17 protein-coding genes are annotated in these 14,640 nt (G+C 70.2%); 6 read left to right on the top strand and 11 right to left on the bottom strand.

Annotation, left to right across the window (positions count from 1 at the left end):
* Positions 1 to 5: 5 nt before the first annotated feature.
* From MFF58_RS04115 to MFF58_RS04130, 4 genes are all read right to left on the bottom strand, one after another.
* Positions 6 to 878 (bottom strand): dienelactone hydrolase family protein, encoded by an 873-nt coding sequence (locus MFF58_RS04115; RefSeq protein ID WP_238285537.1) that lies wholly within the window; start codon positions 876 to 878, stop codon positions 6 to 8.
* Between the two features lie 90 nt (positions 879 to 968).
* Positions 969 to 1,373 carry a hypothetical protein gene (locus MFF58_RS04120; protein ID WP_238285538.1) on the bottom strand — a complete coding sequence of 135 codons (405 nt, stop codon included), beginning with the start codon at positions 1,371 to 1,373 and terminating at the stop codon, positions 969 to 971.
* A 120-nt stretch (positions 1,374 to 1,493) separates the two neighbouring features.
* A complete protein-coding gene (locus tag MFF58_RS04125; protein ID WP_238285540.1) occupies positions 1,494 to 1,985 on the bottom strand; it encodes a DUF192 domain-containing protein in 492 nt (163 codons plus the stop codon).
* A 158-nt stretch (positions 1,986 to 2,143) separates the two neighbouring features.
* A complete protein-coding gene (locus MFF58_RS04130; protein ID WP_238285541.1) occupies positions 2,144 to 2,749 on the bottom strand; it encodes a cold-shock protein in 606 nt (201 codons plus the stop codon).
* Positions 2,750 to 3,098: 349 nt separating this feature from the next.
* Between MFF58_RS04130 and MFF58_RS04135 the strand changes: the two genes are divergently transcribed.
* Complete coding sequence (locus MFF58_RS04135) at positions 3,099 to 4,112, top strand: acetyltransferase domain-containing protein (RefSeq protein ID WP_238285542.1); 1,014 nt, start codon at positions 3,099 to 3,101, stop codon at positions 4,110 to 4,112.
* A 12-nt stretch (positions 4,113 to 4,124) separates the two neighbouring features.
* On the opposite strand, the gene efp is transcribed toward MFF58_RS04135, so the two are convergent.
* Positions 4,125 to 4,748 (bottom strand): elongation factor P, encoded by a 624-nt coding sequence (gene efp / locus MFF58_RS04140; protein ID WP_238285708.1) that lies wholly within the window; start codon positions 4,746 to 4,748, stop codon positions 4,125 to 4,127.
* Positions 4,749 to 4,954: 206 nt separating this feature from the next.
* Here efp and epmA point away from each other — a divergent pair, with 206 nt between their 5' ends.
* The 5 genes from epmA to MFF58_RS04165 all read left to right on the top strand — a co-directional run bounded on the left by epmA (position 4,955) and on the right by MFF58_RS04165 (position 9,260).
* Complete coding sequence (gene epmA / locus MFF58_RS04145) at positions 4,955 to 6,010, top strand: EF-P lysine aminoacylase EpmA (RefSeq protein WP_238285544.1); 1,056 nt, start codon at positions 4,955 to 4,957, stop codon at positions 6,008 to 6,010.
* Complete coding sequence (locus tag MFF58_RS04150) at positions 6,007 to 7,062, top strand: lysine-2,3-aminomutase-like protein (protein WP_238285545.1); 1,056 nt, start codon at positions 6,007 to 6,009, stop codon at positions 7,060 to 7,062. The genes epmA and MFF58_RS04150 overlap by 4 nt, the downstream gene beginning before the upstream one ends.
* A 4-nt stretch (positions 7,063 to 7,066) precedes the next feature.
* Positions 7,067 to 7,678 (top strand): glutathione S-transferase family protein, encoded by a 612-nt coding sequence (locus MFF58_RS04155; protein ID WP_238285546.1) that lies wholly within the window; start codon positions 7,067 to 7,069, stop codon positions 7,676 to 7,678.
* Between the two features lie 100 nt (positions 7,679 to 7,778).
* Positions 7,779 to 8,426, top strand: a complete 648-nt coding sequence (locus MFF58_RS04160) for an RraA family protein (RefSeq protein WP_238285547.1) — start codon at positions 7,779 to 7,781, stop codon at positions 8,424 to 8,426.
* Positions 8,427 to 8,432: 6 nt separating this feature from the next.
* A complete protein-coding gene (locus tag MFF58_RS04165) occupies positions 8,433 to 9,260 on the top strand; it encodes a YdcF family protein (RefSeq protein ID WP_238285548.1) in 828 nt (275 codons plus the stop codon).
* Here MFF58_RS04165 and MFF58_RS04170 read toward each other — a convergent pair.
* The 6 genes from MFF58_RS04170 to MFF58_RS04195 form a co-directional block, all read right to left on the bottom strand.
* The gene (locus MFF58_RS04170) at positions 9,197 to 9,505 is read right to left on the bottom strand and encodes a DUF3253 domain-containing protein (RefSeq protein WP_238285549.1); all 309 of its coding nucleotides are present in this window, start codon (positions 9,503 to 9,505) and stop codon (positions 9,197 to 9,199) included. The two genes, MFF58_RS04165 and MFF58_RS04170, sit on opposite strands and share 64 nt — an antisense overlap.
* Positions 9,502 to 10,263 (bottom strand): DUF599 domain-containing protein, encoded by a 762-nt coding sequence (locus tag MFF58_RS04175; protein WP_238285550.1) that lies wholly within the window; start codon positions 10,261 to 10,263, stop codon positions 9,502 to 9,504. Before MFF58_RS04175 ends, MFF58_RS04170 begins: the two co-directional genes overlap by 4 nt.
* A gap of 93 nt (positions 10,264 to 10,356) precedes the next feature.
* Positions 10,357 to 10,641, bottom strand: a complete 285-nt coding sequence (locus MFF58_RS04180; RefSeq protein WP_238285551.1) for an acylphosphatase — start codon at positions 10,639 to 10,641, stop codon at positions 10,357 to 10,359.
* A gap of 53 nt (positions 10,642 to 10,694) precedes the next feature.
* Positions 10,695 to 11,543: a formate/nitrite transporter family protein gene (locus MFF58_RS04185; RefSeq protein ID WP_238285553.1), complete on the bottom strand. Its 849-nt coding sequence runs from the start codon at positions 11,541 to 11,543 to the stop codon at positions 10,695 to 10,697.
* 157 nt (positions 11,544 to 11,700) lie between these two features.
* A complete protein-coding gene (locus MFF58_RS04190; protein ID WP_238285554.1) occupies positions 11,701 to 12,132 on the bottom strand; it encodes a gamma-glutamylcyclotransferase family protein in 432 nt (143 codons plus the stop codon).
* Between the two features lie 465 nt (positions 12,133 to 12,597).
* On the bottom strand, positions 12,598 to 14,601 hold the full coding sequence (locus MFF58_RS04195) for an acetyl-CoA carboxylase biotin carboxylase subunit (RefSeq protein WP_238285556.1): 2,004 nt from the start codon (positions 14,599 to 14,601) through the stop codon (positions 12,598 to 12,600).
* Between the last annotated feature and the right edge of the window lie 39 nt (positions 14,602 to 14,640).

Consider the following 14,640-nt stretch of genomic DNA (forward strand, 5'->3'; position numbering starts at 1 on the left):
CGATGTCAGCCGACGCCGTGCGCCTTGAGAAAGGCGAGCGCCCGGCTCCAGCCGTCCTCGGCGGGCTCGCGACGATAACTCGGGCGGTAATCGGCGTGGAAGCCGTGCGGCGCGTCGGGATAGACCACCAGCTCGACGCTCTTGCCTGCCGCCTTCGCCTTGTCGCGGGCCTCCTCGACGGCTGCGACCGGGATGCCGGTATCGGCGCCTCCGTAGAGGCCGAGGAGCGGCGCGTTGATCTCGGCGGCCACGTCACCCGCGGTCCGCGGCTGGATGTCCGTGCGCTCGCCGCCGACGGGTCCGTACCAGGCGACCGCCGCCTTGAGGTCGCGGCGATGCGCGGCGTAGAGCCACACGTCGCGTCCGCCGCGGCACCAGCCCATCACGCCGAGGCGGTTCAGATCACCCTTGGAGGCCGAGGCCGCCCAGGCCGCGGTGGCGTCGAGATCGCCGATCCACTGCGCGTCCGGCGTCTTCGAGATAACGTCCCGGATGATCACCTTGGCATCCGTCATCGTGGAGAGATCACCCTGCCGGGCATACAGTTCCGGGGCAACCGCGCAGTAGCCGGCCTTGGCGAGACGCCGGCAGACGTCCTTGATGTAGTCGTGGACGCCGAAGATCTCCTCGATCACCAGGACGACCGGGAAGGGACCCGCCCCTTCGGGAACGGCGCGATAAGCGGGCATCGGTCCGTCCGCCGCCGGGATTTTCACCTCGCCGGCCTCGATTCCCGCGGTGTCGGTATGGATCACCTGAGCCTCGACGCGGGTCGTGGCCAGCGTGAGGCCACTCATCAGGCTCGTCATCACGAAGCCGCGCCGTGACAGCGGCGGTGTGATCAACCCGTCGAGTCCCGCTTGATCCTGCTCTGCCATAAGGACGCTCCCAAACCCCGATATGGAGGGCTATCCGGGGATGCAGGTCGCGGTCAATTCATCGGCCCGGCGGCAAAGGCGCCGAGGTCGTCACGCCCCTGCGGCGGCGAGCGCGCGGGCCGGCCGTCGGTGCGCCGTCCGGACGGTCTCGGGCGCGTCGCGCGGCTGCAGCACGTCGGCCAGGCTCACGAAGACATCCGCGGCCGGCGACATCACGGCCCGGATGCCGTAGCCGAGCGCGAAGGAGCGGAGCAGGTCGGCGTCGCGTCCGATCCCGAACCGGTCGAGGGCGGCGAGGAACGCTTCGCGGAACAGGCTCGGCCGGCACCAGCGCTTCTCGGCCATCTGCAGCGGCCAGTCCCACAGGCCCTCCGCCCGCCGCGCCGCAACGACCTCCCGGGCGATGAAATAACCGGTGGCGCGGTGCTCGATCCCGTCCGCCTGCACCGACCAATCGTCATTGCCGAACAGCTCGGCCCCGGCCACGTCGCTCATCGGATCCTCCGCGCTGGAGCACCGTCCCGGCCTCCCGGAACATTGCCGGAACACTGGCGCGGATCTCTGCGGCGGTCAAGGCGATTGTTCCCGATGCGTTCACTGATCGCGCGGCGCCTGTCAGCGCGCCTTGAACAAGGGATGCTCGATCCGGTCGCCGGCTTTGATCCCGAGCTTCGCCGCTGTCCCGGCGTTGAGCTCGAGGACGGCGACGACCGGACTGCCGGACGGGATGATGGCGGTCGAGAGCGGCTCCGTATCGGCGGCGATGCGGCTGATAGTGCCATCGGGCCGGATGAAGACCATATCGAGCGGGAGATAGGTGTTCTTCATCCACATCGTGACGGGTTCATCCCGCTCGAAATCGAAGAGCATCCCGTGATCGGGCGCCATGCTCCGGCGGAACATCAGGCCGCGGGACCGCCCGGCATCGTCGCGCATCACCTCCACGTCGAAGCGACGGGGACCGGACTGCGTGACGATCGTCAAGGGCTCCGACTTGGCGGTCGCGGCCCGCGCCGCCTGGGCATGGACGGCGGGGAAGGGCGCGGACGCGGCGAGGCTCAGGCAGGCCAGCGCGGCGGCCGAGACGGCACGGGACAGGACTCTCACGGGCTCGGGCCTCTCATGGGATGACGCGCAAACTGCTCGGCCGGGTGCGCCGACATAGACCAGGACGCCCGCAGAGGGAATCCGATCCGGTCGAGGCGGAGCCTCGTCAGGTCGGGCCTTGTCGGGCGTCGACGCGGCGGCCTCGTGAGCCTGCCGCGTCAGTGGGAGGCCGGCAGCGCCCCGTCGATCAGCCGCACCTCGGCGGCCATGACGCCCTTGGACCCGTCCCCGTACCGCACCAGCACCGCATCGCCGGGCTTCAATTCGGCGATGCCGTACCGGCGCAGCGTCTCCATGTGGACGAAGATGTCGGGAGTGCCGTCGCCGCGGGTCAGGAATCCGAAGCCGCGCAGGCGATTGAACCATTTCACCACGGCTGTCTCCAGCCCGCTCGTCGGCGTCACGGAGACGTGGGTGCGCGGCATCGGCATCTCGGAGGGATGCAGCGCCGTCGCCTGATCGAGCGAGACCACCCGGAACGCCTGCCAACCCCGCGGCCGCTCCACGGCCTCCACGACGATGCGCGCGCCCTCGCTGGCCGCCTGGAAGCCGTCCCGCCGCAGGCAGGTGACGTGGAGCAGGATGTCCGGCGCCCCGTCGTCCGGCACGATGAAGCCGAAGCCCTTGGAGATGTCGAACCACTTGATGCGGCCTGCCACCTCGACGAGGTCGAGCGCCTCCTCCTCGTGCGGGTTGGTCTCGTCGGTCCGAAGACCCACGATCCGCTCGGGATTCTCAGCCCCGCTTCCGCGTTCGTCAGACATGGCCGAGCAACCTACACCGAATCACGCCGCGCGCTCTCAAGGCAAGATTAACGAAGTCCTGATTCCCGGGAAGCCCATTTGACCGGCAGAAAAGGCCGCACGAGATGCAATCTTGGCCCTGGGAGGCGGCGCAGCAACAGTCGATCGGTCGCAGCAGGGGCGCCGAACGGGGCTCCGGTTCGATCACCACAGGGCCGATTTCGTGACCGAAGGCGGCCGACCGGAAGGGGGATCCAACCCTGACCGCGTGTCACGTTTTCGAGAGCGGATCGGCACCCCGCGCGGTCAGGTCCCCCGTCGCCGGCGACGGGATGGCATCTGCACCGCCGACATGGTTTGGGATCGGCTCATGCGCGCAGACATCGCCCTCGACCGTCCCGCCACCGCACCCGGCGCCGCCCTCACGCGCCGCCGTCTCCCGATCGTCGATGCGACCCGCGCCGCCGCGCTCGCCGCGATGGCGACCTACCACACGCTCTGGGACCTCGGTCATCTGCGTCTGACCGGGGAGAATTATGCGGGCACGCCGGCCGGACGGCTCGCCGCCGAACTGATCGCCGGCACCTTCCTGGTGCTCGTCGGCGTCGGGCTGGTGCTGATGAACGGCCGGGGAATCCGCCTCAGGCCGACGCTTCTGCGGCTGGGGCGGATCAGCGCCGCGGCCCTGGCGGTGACAATCGGAACCTGGGTCGCCTTCCCGGACGCCTTCGTGTTCTTCGGCGTCCTGCACTGCATCGCGGTCGCGAGCGTGGTCGGCCTGCCGTTCCTGTTCCTACCGGCGCCCGTCACGGCGCTCGCGGCGGCGGCGGTGATCGCCGCGCCGCAATTCGTGCGGGCGCCGATCCTCGACGCTCCGGCACTGCTCTTCCTGGGACTGGGGACAGTCACGCCGCGGACCAACGACTACGTGCCGCTCTTCCCGTGGTTCGGCCTCGTGCTGTCCGGCATCGTGCTCGGGCGGATCGGCCTACCGCGGCTGGCGGATTCCCGACTCGGCGCCTGGCAACCGGCGTCGCCCTTCGCCCGATCGGCGGTCTTCGCGGGACGTCACAGCCTCGCCATCTACCTCATTCACCAGCCGGTGCTGCTGGCGCTGCTGACCGGCCTCGTCACGCTGACCGGCCCCAACCCGCGGGCCGGCGTCCGGGCCTTCCGGGCCGATTACGCGACGATCTGCACCCGTACCGGCGGCGAGCTGCCCCTCTGCCGGATCGCCGCCCGCTGCACCTCGGAGGCGTTGATGCGCGAGGACCTGTTTCGGGAGGACGGACGGCCGTTCAGCGGATCCGAGCGCCTGCGCGCGCAGGCCCTCTCCCAGGGCTGCTACGCGGCCATCGAGCGGGCCGCGCAGGGGACGCGCTGACGGATCCTCGGATCAGTCCTTCGCGCGCTCGACATAGGCACCGTCGGCCGTCATGACGACGACGCGGGTTCCGGCCGCGATGTGCGGCGGCACGGTGGTGCGGACGCCGTTCGACAGTGTGGCGGGCTTGTAGGAGGACGACGCCGTCTGGCCCTTCAGGACCGGCTCCGTCTCGGCGACTTCCAGCGTCACGCGCTGCGGCAACTCGATGGTCAGCGGCACGCCGTTATGGGCCGAGAGCATCACGGCCATGCCCTCCTGAAGGTACGGGGCGGCGTCGCCGACCACGTCCTTGGGAACGGCGATCTGCTCGTAATTCTCGGGGTTCATGAAGTGGAACCCCTCGCTGTCGCTGTACAGGAAGGTGTGCTCGCGATCCTCCACGAAGGCGCGCTCGACCTGCTCGGTGGTGCGGTAACGCTCCGACACCTTCACGCCGTCCGTGATGCGGCGCATGTCGAGCTGGGTCACCGGGGTGCCCTTGCCGGGATGGATGTTCTCGGCAAACAGGATCACGTAAAGCCTGCCATCCTTCTCGACGACGTTGCCCTTACGGAGCGTTGAAGCGATCACCTTCACGGAATGACGTCCTGCATTGACAAGGGGGGCGGCACGCGCCAAGCGCGGGCGCTGCATCTCGGTCCCCGCCACTATCGCATCTGCGGCCCGGTTGCCAGCGCGCGGGTGTGAAGCCTCCGGGGCGGGCTGCGCGTCGCGACGAGGGCGGTAGCGCCCCGCCAGGGTCAGGGCCAAGGATCGGACGTGCCTGGGAACGAGCAATCCGACCGAAGCCGATCGCGTCCCGACCGACGAGGATCGCCGCCGGGAACCCGGGGCCGGTCATGAGCCAGCCGGCCGATTCCTGGTGGTCGCCGGACCGCCACGTCGATCGCCGCCCGGCGCTGCTCCTGCGCAACCGCATCCTGGCCGCGTTCCGCGCATGGTTCGACGCCGGCGGGTTCGTCGAGGTCGACGCCGCCTGCCTGCAGGTCTCGCCGGGCAACGAGGCCCACCTGTCGGCCTTCGCCACCGAGGCCCTGGGCGCCAGCGGGGCGCGCACGCCGCTCTACCTGCACACCTCGCCGGAATTCGCCTGCAAGAAGCTGCTGGCCGCGGGGGAGCCGCGCTTGTTCAGCGTCGCCCGCGTGTTCCGCAACCGCGAGCGAGGGCCGCTGCATCACCCCGAATTCACCATGCTGGAATGGTACCGGGCCGACGCCGCCTACGTGGCGCTCATGGAGGATTGCGCCGCCCTCCTGAGCCTCACCGCCGAGACCGCCGGTATCTGCCGGCTCACCTTCCGGGGTCGGGAGGCGGACCCGCGCGCGGAGCCGGAGCGGCTGACGCTGGCCGAGGCCTTCGAGCGCTTCGCCGGCATCGATCTGCTGGCAACCGTGGCGCCGAGCGGAGAGACGGATCGCGACGCCCTCGCCGACGCCGTCATCGGCGCAGGTCTGCGGGTGGCCGCCGACGACACCTGGGCGGATCTGTTCTCCCGCGTCCTGGTGGCGCGGATCGAGCCGCATCTCGGGATGGGGCGCCCGACCATCCTGTATGGATATCCGGTGTGCGAGGCGGCCCTGGCCCGCCCGGCGGCGCACGACCCCCGCGTGGCCGAACGCTTCGAGCTCTACGCCTGCGGTGTGGAACTCGCCAACGGATTCGGCGAGCTGACTGACCCGGCGGAACAGCGCCGCCGCTTCGAGGCCGAGATGGCGGAGAAGCTCCGGGTCTACGGCGAGCGTTACCCGATCGACGAGGACTTCCTCGCCGCGCTCGGGCACATGCCCGAGGCCGCCGGGATCGCCCTGGGCTTCGACCGGCTCGCGATGCTCGCCTGCGGGGCGAGCCGCATCGACGACGTGATCTGGACCCCGGTCGTGGAGACCCTGCCGTGAACCGTGTCCTGCGCAGCGCCGCCGATCTCGCCGCCGCCGGGCTGGTCTCCGACCTCGACGCCGAGGCCCTGCGCGCCGTGATCGCGCGCTACGCCGTATCGGTCACGCCCGACATGGCCGAGTTGATCGACCCCGATGACCCGGACGACCCGATCGGCCGACAGTTCGTTCCCGTCGCCCGGGAAAGCGTCACCGAGCCCGAGGAGCGCGCGGATCCGATCGGCGACGCCGCCCACGCGCCGGTGACCGGGATCGTCCACCGCTACCCGGACCGCGTGCTGCTCAAGCCCCTGCACGTCTGCCCGGTCTATTGCCGCTTCTGCTTCCGCCGGGAGATGGTCGGACCGAACGGTCTCGGGACCTTGACCGACGCCGAACTCGACGCCGCCCTGGCCTACATCGCGGCGGATCCGCGGATCTGGGAGGTGGTGCTCACGGGCGGAGATCCCCTTGCCCTCTCGAGCCGCCGGCTCGGCGTGATCGCGGAGCGCCTCGCCGGCATCGCGCACGTGCGGGTCATGCGCCTCCACAGCCGCGTGCCCGTGGTCCAGCCGGCCCTCATCACCGACGCTCTGGTGCAGGCGCTGCGGCAGTTCCGGGGCGCGGTCTTCGTGGCGCTGCACGCCAATCATCCGCGGGAGTTCACCCCGGAGGCCCGCACCGCCTGCGCGCGGCTGGTCGACGCGGGGATCCCCATGGTCAGCCAATCGGTGCTGCTGCGCGGCGTCAACGACGAGGCCGCGACCCTGGAGGCGCTCATGCGCGCCTTCGTGGAGAACAGGATCAAGCCCTACTACCTGCACCAGGGCGACCTCGCCCCCGGGACCGGTCACCTGCGCACGAGCGTCGCCGAGGGCCAGGCGCTGATGCGGTCGCTGCGCGGGCGTCTCTCGGGGCTGGCGCAGCCGACCTACGTGCTCGACATCCCCGGCGGTCATGGCAAGGTCCCGGTCGGTCCCGGCTACCTGCGCGAGGCCGCGGACGGCCTGCAGGTGACAGATCCGAACGGGCGCGAGCACGCCTACCCGCCGAAACGTGACGGAGAACTCTGAGACGATGCGCAGGCTCTGGGGACGGCTCACCTCGGTCAACGTGCAGAAGGCGGTCTGGGGCCTGGACGAGGCCGGCCTCGCCTACGAGCGGATCGAGGCCGGCGGTGCGCACGGCGTGGTCAACGACCCCGCCTACCGCGCCCTGAATCCGAACGGTCTGGTCCCGACCCTGGAGGAGGACGGCTTCGTCCTCTGGGAGTCGAACGCCATCCTGCGCTACCTGGCGGCGACCGTCCCCGCCCTGGCGCTGCCGGAGGCTCCCCGCGCGCGGGCCCACGCGGAGCAGTGGATCGACTGGCAGTCGACCAGCTTCACGCCGGCCATGCGCGACGCGTTCTGGCAACTCTTCCGGTCCGCCGATCCCGACCACGCCCTCGTCGCCGAGTCCCTGAAGAGGAGCGAGGGGATGGCGGCGATCCTGGAGCGGCACCTCGCCGACCGGGCCTACGTGGCCGGCGATCGCTTCGGCATCGCCGACATCGCCCTGGGCTGCGCGGCACATCGCTGGCTCAATCTGCCGGCCGAGCGGGCCGAGCGCCCGGCGCTGCGCCGCTGGTACGACAGCATCGCCGCGCGTCCGGGCGCCGCGCGGGCGCTGGGCGAACCGGTCGGCTGAGCACGCCTCGGGCTTGCCGGCGCGCCCGCCCGATACACCTTGGCAGATATACCTTGGCAAGGCGCGCCGCCCGCAGCGGGCCGCCGTGACGGAGTTCCCCATGGCGATCGACCCGACCTTGCGCGACGCGCTCTCCGCCGTGACGCCGGCCAGTCTCGCCCGCGCCCTCACCCGCGCGGGCGTGAAAGCCTTCAGCCCGCGCGGGCTGGCCGGCCGCGGCGAGCGCGCGATCGGCGAGGCCTACACGCTGCGGATGATCCCGGCCCGCGGCGATGCGGTGGGCGACCTCGCGGCGGCGGTCGACGCCATTCCCGAGGGCGCGATCGTGGTGATCGATACAGCCGCCTCCGGTCTCGCCCTGCCGTTCGGTGCGATCCTCGCGGCGCGGCTCGGCCAGTGCGGCGCCGCGGGCCTCGTCACGGACGCCGCCCTGCCGGAGGTGGTCGGGCTGCCGGTCTGGAGTGCGCCGGAAGCGGCGGCGGGGACGCTGGCCCTCGTGTCCGTGCAGGAGCCGGTCGCGTGCGGAGGCGCCGCGATCCATCCCGGGGATATCGTGGTCTGCACCGAGAGCGGCATCGTCGCCCTCCCGGTCGCGCTCGCCGAGCGCGTCGCCCTGGAGGCCGTCGAGCAGCAGCGGCTCGATCTCTGGATCCAGCGCGAGGCCGAGCGGGGCGAGAGCCTCGCGAGCCTGCTGCCGCCCGATGCCGCGGCACTCGCCCGGTTCGAGGCCGAGACGAAGCCGGCCTGATCGCCCGTGTTCTTTCCCGCCTCCAAGGTGATCTACTTCCTGATCACCCCGTCGAACCTCTTCATCTTCACCGTCCTCGCCGGGCTTCTACTGTCGGCGACGACGCGGCTGCGGCGCACCGGAACCGGTCTGGCGACGCTCGGGGCCCTCGGCCTCGCGCTCGGCGGTCTGGCGCCGCTCTCCGAAGCGCTCCTGCTGCCGCTGGAGCAGCGCTTCGCACCCTTTCCCGCGGACGCCCCGGCCCCGGCCGGCATCATCGTGCTCGGTGGCGCCGTCGAGGCGGGCCTATCCGAGGCCCGTGATCAGGTCGTCGTGAACGATGCCGGCGAACGGCCGATCTACCTCGCCGAGCTCGCCCGGCGCTTCCCCGGCGCGCGCCTCGTCTTCTCGGGCGGCAGCGGCTTCATCGGCGGCGGCGTCGCCGAGGCCGATGTCATCAGCCGGCAGGCCGACGTCATCGGCGTTCCCCGCACGCGGCTGATCCTGGAGAACCGCTCGCGCAACACGTACGAGAACGCCGCCTTCACGGCGGCGCTGGTCCAGCCGAAGCCGGGGGAACGCTGGCTCCTCGTGACATCGGCGTGGCACATGCCCCGGGCGATCGGCTGTTTCCGGCAGGCCGGGTTCACAGTCGACGCCTTCCCGGTGGATTACCGGACGCGGGGCTGGTCGGACCTGACCCGCGTCAACGGCTTCGCCTCGGACGGTTTGCTCCAGCTCGACCTCGCCGTGAAGGAGTGGGTCGGCCTGGCCGCCTACCGCTGGTCCGGCTACACGCCCGACTGGCTTCCCGGCCCGGAGCCAGCGCCCGCCCCCGGGAGCGCCAGCCGGTAGATGCCGCGGAAATCGTCCGGATCGACCCGCTTCCCCTTGCGCAGGATCGCGATCCGGCCGGCATGGGCGAGGCGTACGGCGACGCGGCGCACGGGCTGCATCAGCGGCCCCCAGCCGTCCGGATGCGGACCCCCGAGGGCCCGCGCTACCTCCGAGGGGCAGACGGTCTTGTCGGCGCCGCGCTCCGCCACGAGGCTGAGCATCGTCGTCTCGATCGCCGCATCGTCCGGCTTGGCGTCGGTCATAACCTGATATCCTTCGCGGAGATCGGCAGCGGCCCCTCGTGGGGTCCCTCCCCCGCCTCCAGCAGAGCCTTGCGGATTTCGGAGGCGAATTGCCGCCGCCACATGATGACGACGACCGCCGTCGTCGAGACGATGAGCACGTAGGGGCTCACGAACCAGCCCAGATAGGCGAGCGCGAAGAAGAAGGCCCGCTGGCCGCGGGCGAAATGCCGTCCGGCGGTCACGTTCATGGCCGCGAGCCGCCGCACCGCCCGCATCATCTCGTCCTCGCTGGCGCCCGAGCCCTTCGACGGGATGGCCCCGAGGAGGATCGCCGCGTAATTGAACAGGCGGTACGCCCAGGCGAACTTGAAGAAGGCGTAGACGAAAACCACCGCGAGGCCGGCGACCTTCAGTTCCCAGGTCAGGCGGTTCGCCACCGTGCCGAAGGGCAGCGTCGCGAAGAGGTTCAGCACGTCGTCGCCGGAGCGCGACAGGGTCAGCACCGAACCGAGGGCGATGAGGGAGGTCGAGGCGAAGAAGGCGGTGCCGTTCTGCAGGGACGCGTTGATCTGCGTGTCGACCACGCGGTTGTCGCGCCCGATGATCTGCCGGGCCCAGTTGGAGCGGTGACCGTTCATGATCTGGCTGAGCGAGACCATGCGCCCGCGCAGGCGCCCCACCGAGAGCCCGTACGCCATCCAGGCCAGGATGAAGTAGAGGAGCGCGCCGAGATCCAGGGGCGAGAAGGCGGTGCTGCCGACGGTCAGGTCGTTCATGATCTCCGGACGGCGGATTCGCGAGGGGTCGCGGTGCCATAGCAGCCCGAAGCCCCGTTCAGAACCCGCCCGGACTGGCCAGCACCGCGGAGGTCAGTCGCGCAGGATCTCGAAGCCCTCCGGCGCGGCGAGGTCGTCGCGCTCACGGACATCCATGTCGGAGACGCGCGCCCCGGGCGGTCCGAACCGGCAGGCGGTCTCCATCGCCGCCACGGCGTCGGCCGGTCCGCTGAACAGCGCCTCGACCGATCCATCGTCGCGGTTGCGCACGAAACCGCGCAATCCCCGCGCGCGGGCTTCGGAGCGGGTCCAGACCCGGTAGGAGACGCCCTGGACGCGGCCCCGGACGATGATGGAAACGGTGCGCGTCGCGCTCATCAGGTCCGTCTCCACCGGGCACGGCCCGCGCGACTGCGCGGGCCTCCGTTGTCCTACTCGGCCGCCATCGGGTGACGGAGGCTCGCGCCAACCGCGGCGCTGCGCGGTGCGCCGGTACGAACGTGGGTGGAGTAGAGCATCAGGCCGGTGAAGGCGAGACCGCCGACGATGTTGCCGACCAGCGTCGGGATCTCGTTCCAGATCAGGTAATCCATCACGGTCAGGTGGCCGCCCATCAGGATCGCCGACGGGAACAGGAACATGTTCACCACCGAGTGCTCGAAGGTCATGAAGAAGAACACCGTGATCGGCATCCACATGGCGATCACCTTGCCGGGCACCGAGGTCGACAGCATGGCGCCGATCACGCCCGTGGAGACCATCCAGTTGCACAGCATCGCCCGGACGAAGAGCGTCAGCATGCCCGAGGCGCCGTACTTCTCGTAGCCGAGGGTGCGGGCCTCGCCGATCCCGGCGATCAGCTTGCCGACGGCGTTGGGCTCGGTGGCGAAGCCGAAGGTGAACACGATCGACATCATCACCGCCGTCGTGAGGGCGCCGGCGAAATTGCCGACGAAGACCAGCACCCAGTTGCGGGCGACGCCGGCCACGGTGACGCCGGGCCGCTTGTCGATCAGCGCCAGAGGCGTCAGCACGCAGACGCCGGTGAACAGGTCGTAGCCCAGCAGGTACAGCATCGAGAAGCCGACCGGGAACAGCAGCGCCGCGACCAGCGGCTGTCCGGTGGTCTGGTTGATGGTCACCGCGAAGGCGGCGGCCAGCGCCAGGATCGCGCCGGCCATGTAGGCCCGGATGAAGGTGTCCTTGGTGGCCATGAAGACCTTCGCCTCACCGGCGTCGACGGCTTTTTTCACGAAATCGGCAGGCGCCAGATACGACATGCGACATGCTCCCTCACAGGCGCCGGCCGATCGGCGTTGACCGACGGGCGCGCTGCGCAATCACGGATGGCTGGCCGGGCACGGTGCTGCCGCTCGCCCTCCAGCTCGATCCGGGGAAAGCACGTCGCGTACCAAGTGCCGGCCCATTGCCGAACCGTCAGGCCGTAAGTCCCCGCGTCCAACTGCTGAGCTCGCGGATGTAGGTCGGGGGCAATTGCGCCGCGCGCGCCGCGGCGACGACCGCCTCGAGGTATCCGGGCCGCGGACGGCCGGGGGCGGTGGAGCATCCGAGGTAGATGAGGGCGCGCCGGATACCGGCCTCGGTCCTGACCGGCAGCGTAGCCTTCGTGTAGAGGCCGCCCGCCACGCCCTCGTAGCGGTCGAGGGCCGGTATGTCATCGAGCGCGAGGTCCCAGACGACGCCCCAGACGGCGCGGCGGGGATCGCGAACCACCGAGGCGTAGCCCTCGCGCATGACGATGAAGCGATGTCCCGTCAGGAGGCCTTCCCCGATCAGGCGCGAAACCGGGCAGCGCCGGGCCATCGCGGCGGCATCCATGTTGGCGCCGTAGGCGAAGTAAAGGGGCATGCGGTGGTGCCGTTTAGTTCCTCGACGCGGTCCGCGCCGCGCCGCGGACCGATGTCCCCGTCATACCGCGGCGGGCCGCACGACGCCGTCCGAAGCCGCAGATCTTCATGGAGTCGGTCCCAGCCCCCGATCCCCGGTGCTGCGAAGCAACCTCGGAGGCCGTCTTCCGTGATGACGGCATCTCCAGCAGGGATGCCACGGGGTGAGCCGCCGTCGGAAATCTGGCCCAGGGACTCAGATTGGACCGATAGGGCTCCGTCCTACGACGTCGCGGCGAAAACCTGCCCCGACAGCTCCTCCGGCGCATTCGGATCGCCGGAGCTCAGCGCCGTCATCGGCATGACGAAGCCGATGACGACCTCGGCCACCGCGACATCGTTCAGCGCCGTCGCCGACAGCTTTGTCTGCCCGTCAGGATGGCGCCGGGACTGGTGCTCACGGCAGCGGCGGCATCGCGCGTTGCACTCAGGCGAACTCGAGGATCACCGCGTCGACCGCGAGGCTGTCGCCCTCCTTGGCGTGGATCTTCTCCACCTTCGCGTCGCGCTCAGCCCGGAGGACGTTCTCCATCTTCATGGCCTCGACGATGGCGATCGGCTCGCCGTTCTTCACCTCCTGGCCTTCGGCGACCAGGATCTGCTTCACGAGGCCGGGCATCGGGCAGAGCACCTGCTTGCCCGAGCCCGCCTGCTCCTTGACCGGCATCAGCGCGGCGAGTTCCGCCTCGCGGCGGGTGTAGACCCGGGCCTCGGCGGCCGCGCCGGCATGCTGCAGGAACACGCCGTTGAGCAGGCTACGGACCTGGATCGCCACACGCTCCGACCCGATCGTCCCGATCCAGACCGGCTCGCCGGGGCGCCACACGCTGGCCACCGTCAGGGCCGTCCCGTCCTCGCGGGTGACCAAGAGATCCTCGCCCTCAGTCTCAACGGTGACGGGGAAGGTTTGACCGGCCAGGATCACGACCCGGTCGCGCTCGAACGCGAAGAGGCCCGGAGCCCGCATCTGGCCGGAGATGCCGCGCTTGCGCTGGTTGAGCTTGTGGTCGATGGCCGCGGCGGCCGCCATCATGCGGATCGCCACGGGACCCGCCGGCTCCGGGGCGGTGAACCCGTCCGGGAACTCCTCGGCGATGAAGCCGGTGGAGAGGCACCCCTCCTGCCAGCGGGGATGCGCCATCAGAGCGGATAGGAACGGGATGTTGTGGCGGATTCCGTCGATGGCGAAGGCGTCCAGCGCCTCGGCCTGAGCGGAAATCGCCTCGCCGCGGGTCGGCGCCCAGGTGACGAGCTTGGCGATCATCGGGTCGTAGTGGATGGCGATCTCGCCGCCCTCCTCGACGCCGGTATCGTTGCGGACGATCGCCTTGCCCTGCTGGCCCTCCTCCGGCGGCCGGTAGGTGGTCAGTCGGCCGATGGACGGAAGGAAGTTGCGGGTCGGGTCCTCGGCGTAGACGCGGCTCTCCACCGCCCAGCCGTTGAGCTTCACGTCGTCCTGGGTGATCGGCAGCTTCTCGCCGGCCGCGACCCGGATCATCAGCTCGACGAGGTCGAGGCCGGTGATCATCTCGGTGACCGGATGCTCGACCTGCAGCCGGGTGTTCATCTCGAGGAAGTAGAACGACTTGTCCTGTCCGGCGACGAACTCGACCGTTCCGGCCGAATCGTAGTTCACGGCCTTGGCAAGCGCGACCGCCTGCTCGCCCATCTTGCGCCGGGTCTTCTTGTCGAGAAGCGGCGACGGGGCCTCCTCGATCACCTTCTGGTTACGTCTCTGGATCGAGCACTCGCGCTCCCCGAGGTAGACGACGTTGCCGTGCTTGTCGCCGATCAGCTGGATCTCGATGTGGCGCGGGTCGGTGATGAACTTCTCGATGAAGACCCGGTCGTCGCCGAACGAGGAGGCCGCCTCCGACTTGGCGCGGGCGAAGCCCTCCGCCACCTCCTCGCCCGAGAAAGCGATGCGCATACCCTTGCCGCCGCCGCCCGCCGACGCCTTGATCATGACCGGGTAGCCGATCTCGTCGGCGATCGTCCTGGCGTGCTCGGGCGATTCGATCACGCCGAGGAAGCCCGGCACGGTGGACACCTCCGCGGCGGCCGCCGCCTTCTTGGATTCGATCTTGTCGCCCATGGCCGCGATGGCGCCGGGATTCGGGCCGATGAACACGATGCCGGCGGCTTCGAGGGCCTTCGGGAAGGCCTCACGCTCGGAGAGGAAGCCGTAGCCGGGATGCACGGCCTGGGCGCCGGTCTTCTTGCAGGCCTCGACGATCTTCTCGATGACGAGATACGATTCGGAGGCTGAAGCCGGCCCGATGTGAACCGCCTCGTCGGCCATGGCGACGTGGACCGCGTCGCGGTCGGCGTCCGAGTAGACCGCCACGGTCCTGATGCCCATCCTTCGGGCGGTCTTGATGACCCGGCAGGCAATCTCGCCCCGGTTGGCAATCAGGATCTTGTCGAACATCGCTGGCGCACTGCTTTCGAGATCGCCGGATTGCACACC

Origin of the sequence: Methylobacterium longum, assembly GCF_022179385.1 — a bacterium.
GTDB lineage: Bacteria > Pseudomonadota > Alphaproteobacteria > Rhizobiales > Beijerinckiaceae > Methylobacterium > Methylobacterium longum.